At 70.4% G+C, this 4,088-nt stretch carries 3 protein-coding genes; all 3 read left to right on the top strand.

Going from position 1 to position 4,088, the window contains the following annotated elements:
* Positions 1-391: 391 nt before the first annotated feature.
* The 3 genes from AC3ET4_RS30395 to AC3ET4_RS30385 all read left to right on the top strand — a co-directional run bounded on the left by AC3ET4_RS30395 (position 392) and on the right by AC3ET4_RS30385 (position 3,878).
* Positions 392-1,387, top strand: a complete 996-nt coding sequence (locus AC3ET4_RS30395) for a carbohydrate ABC transporter permease (RefSeq protein ID WP_431955128.1) — start codon at positions 392-394, stop codon at positions 1,385-1,387.
* A gap of 14 nt (positions 1,388-1,401) precedes the next feature.
* On the top strand, positions 1,402-2,322 hold the full coding sequence (locus AC3ET4_RS30390; RefSeq protein WP_431955126.1) for a carbohydrate ABC transporter permease: 921 nt from the start codon (positions 1,402-1,404) through the stop codon (positions 2,320-2,322).
* Between the two features lie 92 nt (positions 2,323-2,414).
* Positions 2,415-3,878: a GH1 family beta-glucosidase gene (locus AC3ET4_RS30385; protein WP_431955124.1), complete on the top strand. Its 1,464-nt coding sequence runs from the start codon at positions 2,415-2,417 to the stop codon at positions 3,876-3,878.
* The last annotated feature ends 210 nt before the right edge of the window (positions 3,879-4,088 follow it).

The raw sequence follows: 4,088 nt of genomic DNA, 5'->3' as shown, positions 1-4,088 counted from the left end.
CCCCCCCCCCCCCCCCCCCCCCCCCCCCCCCCCCCCCCCCCCCCCCCCCCCCGGGTCCGGGCAGGCAGGGTCGCGACCGCCGGCCGGCAACGTCGGCTCACTCGGGTCGCAGGGCGTAGCGCGCCGCTGCGGGGTCCCCGCAGCGCGCAGGCTCCGCCGGCCGCTCACCGCTGCTGGTCCCGGTGGTGGATCCGATCGCCGCTCCTGAGCCTCGGCGCCGGTTGTCCGGCGGCTGCCAGGCCCTGCCTCGCACGTACCCCTCGGCCGGCGCGCGAGGCGAGCGATCACCGTGCCGACCCACTTGGGGCGTGAGGGACCGCAACCCGGCCCCATCGATCACGTCTTCGGTCCCGCACTCACCCCGGCCGAATCCCAGACAAGGACCTCCTCCGTGGCAACAACAACCCCCACCAGCGGCGCCTACGACCCGCCGACCGGCGGCTCCGGCGCCGCGTCGAACGGACGTCGGCGGGCGTGGCGCAGCCGGCTGTGGCGCTGGGACGACAAGGCGTCGCCCTACGCGTACATCGCCCCCTTCTTCCTGATCTTCGGCGCCTTCGGGCTCTACCCGCTCATCTACACCGGGTGGATCGCCCTGCACCGGGTCGAGTTGACGAGCCTCAACCAGTCGGAGTGGGTCGGCTTCGACAACTTCGCCAAGATCCTCCAGGACTCCGAGTTCTGGACGTCGGTCTTCAACACCTTCGTGATCGGCGTCATCTCCACGGTTCCGCAGCTGCTCGTCGCGCTGGGCCTCGCGCACCTGCTCAACTACAAGCTGCGTGCCAGCACCTTCTGGCGGACCGTGATCCTCACCCCCTACGCGACCTCGGTCGCGACCGCCGCGCTGGTGTTCGCGCTGGTCTTCCGGGCCGACGGCGGCCTGCTCAACTGGGTGCTGCACTTCTTCGGCGCCGGCAACACCGACTGGGGCAACGGCCACTGGTCGTCGAAGATCGCCATCTCGGTCATCGTCATCTGGCGCTGGACCGGCTACAACGCGCTCATCTACCTCGCCGCCATGCAGGCGGTGCCGACCGATCTGTACGAGGCCGCCTCGCTCGACGGCGCCTCGCGCTGGCAGCAGTTCCGCAAGGTGACCATCCCCTCGCTGCGGCCGACGATCCTGTTCACGGTCGTCATCTCCACGATCGGCTCCATGCAGCTGTTCGGCGAGCCTCTGCTGCTCCAGGGCGGCACCCTCGGATCCACCGGCGGCAGTGAGCACCAGTACGAGACCCTCAGCATCTACCTCTACAACTACGGCTGGAAGCTCGGACACCTGGGCCCCGCCGCGGCCGTGGCCTGGGCGATGCTCGTCCTGCTGCTGCTCATAGCCCTGATCAACTGGATCGTCAGCCGGTTCGTGCGCAAGAGCGCGGCCTGACGGGAGCGAATTCGATGACCACGACCAGTCCCACCCCCACCGCACCGAACCTTGCTCCCACAGCGCGGACCGAGACCCACGGCAAGGGGCGCAACCGTCTGAAGCTCGGCGCCGGCCAGCAGCTCAAGGGCGGCCCGCTGACCTACGCGGCCCTCGTCATCGTCGGCCTGGGATCGATCTTCCCCCTGTACTGGACCCTGGTGGCCGCCTCGCATGATCAGCAGCGGGTGCTCGACACCCCGCCGCCGCTCGTGCCGGGCGGCCGACTGTGGACCAACCTCCAGGCGGCCTGGGAACAGGCGAACCTCGGCAAAGCCATCGTCAACAGCGTCATCGTGGCCGGCAGCATCACGATCGCGACGCTGTTCTTCTGCACGCTCGCCGGATACGCCTTCGCCAAGATGCGCTTCCGCGGGCGCGGCTTCCTGATGACGGCGGTCATCGCCACCCTCACCATCCCCCCGCAGCTCAGTGTCGTCCCGCTCTTCAAGTTGATGGCGGACATCGGCTGGGGCGGGCAGCTGGAGTCGGTGATCTTCCCGACCCTGGTCGGCGCCTTCGGTGTCTTCTTCATGCGCCAGTACCTCCTCGAGGCCCTGCCGTACGAGCTGGTCGAGGCGGCCAAGGTGGACGGCGCGAACAACCTCAGGATCGTCTGGAGCGTGGTCCTGCCCGTGGCGCGGCCCGCGATGATGGTGCTGGGCATGCTCACCTTCGTGCAGTCGTGGAACGACTTCTTCTGGCCCTTCCTCGCACTGAACCAGACGAACCCCACCCTCCAGGTGGCCCTCGGCCAGCTGAGTGCCTCCTACACCCCCGACCAGAGCATCGTCATGGCGGGCGCCCTGATCAGCACCGTGCCGCTTCTGCTGGTGTTCGTCGTCTTCGGCAAGCAGATCGTCGGAGGCATCATGGCGGGCGCCGTGAAGGGCTGACCCCGCCCGCGCCCCGGGCCCTCACCCACTTCTTCCGTGCCGGATCGCTTTGCCCGGCCAGTTCAACCGATCCATTTGGAGCGTTCTCAGCCATGACCGCCGTACGACCCGAGGCGAACGGCCAGCCGGCCTCGGCCACTTCCTTCCCGCAGGGCTTCATCTGGGGAGCCGCCACCGCCGCCTACCAGGTGGAGGGCGCCGCCGCCGAGGACGGCCGCACCCCGTCCATCTGGGACACCTTCAGCCACACTCCCGGCAAGGTCCGCAACGGGGACACCGGCGACATCGCCGCCGACCACTACCACCGCTACCGCGACGACGTGGCCCTGATGAAGGACCTCGGCCTCAAGGCGTACCGGTTCTCCGTCTCGTGGTCCCGGGTCCAGCCGACCGGGCGCGGGCCCGCCGTGGAGAAGGGCCTGGACTTCTACCGCCGGCTCACCGACGAGCTGCTGGAGGCGGGCATCACCCCCGTCGCCACCCTCTACCACTGGGACCTTCCCCAGGAGCTCGAGGACGCGGGCGGCTGGCCGGAGCGCGACACCTCCTACCGCTTCGCCGAGTACGCCGACATCATGGCCCGGGCGCTCGGCGACCGCGTCGGTGTGTGGACCACGCTGAACGAGCCGTGGTGCTCGGCGTTCCTCGGCTACGGCTCCGGCGTGCACGCGCCGGGCCGGACCGACGCCGCCGCGACCCTGCGCGCCGCCCACCACCTCAACCTGGGCCACGGCCTCGCGATCGGGGCCCTGCGCGCGGCCCTGCCCGCCACCGCGCAGACCTCGATCACGCTCAACCTGCACCAGGTGCGGCCCCTCACCGACAGCGCCGCGGACGTCGACGCCGCCCGCCGCATCGACGCCGTCGGCAACCGGGTCTTCACCGGCCCGATCCTCGACGGCGCCTACCCGGAGGACCTGCGCCAGGACACCGCGCACATCGTGGACTGGGACAGCCTCGTGCACGACGGCGACCTCGCGGAGATCTCCCGCCCCATCGACGTGCTCGGCGTCAACTACTACTCGCCGACCGTCGTGTCGCTGCCCGCCGACGGCGCCGGCAACACCAAGAACGACGGTCACGGTGCCAGCGACCACTCGCCGTGGACGGGCTCCGAGCACATCGCCTTCCACCTCGCCAACGACAACCTGACGGCGATGAACTGGGCGATCGACCCCAGCGGGCTGCACACCCTGCTGACCGACCTGGCGAAGTCGCACCCGCAGCTGCCGCTCATGGTCACCGAGAACGGCGCCGCCTTCGACGACTACATCTCGCCCGAGGGCGTGGTGAACGACCCGCAGCGGATCGACTACCTCCACGGCCACCTGGACGCGGTGCGCCAGGCCATCGCCGACGGCGCCGACGTCCGCGGCTACTTCCTGTGGTCCCTCCTGGACAACTTCGAGTGGTCCTACGGCTACTCGAAGCGCTTCGGCACGATCTTCGTCGACTACTCGACGCAGCGCCGTATCCCGAAGGCCAGCGCCCACTGGTACGCGGACGTGATCCGGAAGAACGCGCTGCCGACCGCCGACGAGCAGAACAACGGCTGAGAGCCCGGATATGGGGCGCCGCCCGTAGCGTGGCGCCCCGTGACCGGGATGGGCTGACCACCGGGACACCGTGCGGGGATCGCCTCCACCTCGCGTCCGCCCGAACAGGCGCCGCCGATCGGCCCGCCCGCGGGCGGCGGCCGGCGGACGGCACGTCAGCAACGGCCACGACCGGCCGAGGGAACGGTTGCCCCGTTTCCTCGGCCGGTC

Source organism: Actinacidiphila sp. bgisy167, from assembly GCF_057707665.1.
This window is presented reverse-complemented; position numbering and strand designations above follow the sequence as displayed.

Bases quoted from the DNA above. Each gene is read 5' to 3' on its own strand.
- AC3ET4_RS30385 (WP_431955124.1), top strand. From the start codon at position 2,415: ATGACCGCCGTACGACCCGAGGCGAACGGCCAGCCGGCCTCGGCCACT.
- AC3ET4_RS30390 (WP_431955126.1), top strand. From the start codon at position 1,402: ATGACCACGACCAGTCCCACCCCCACCGCACCGAACCTTGCTCCCACA.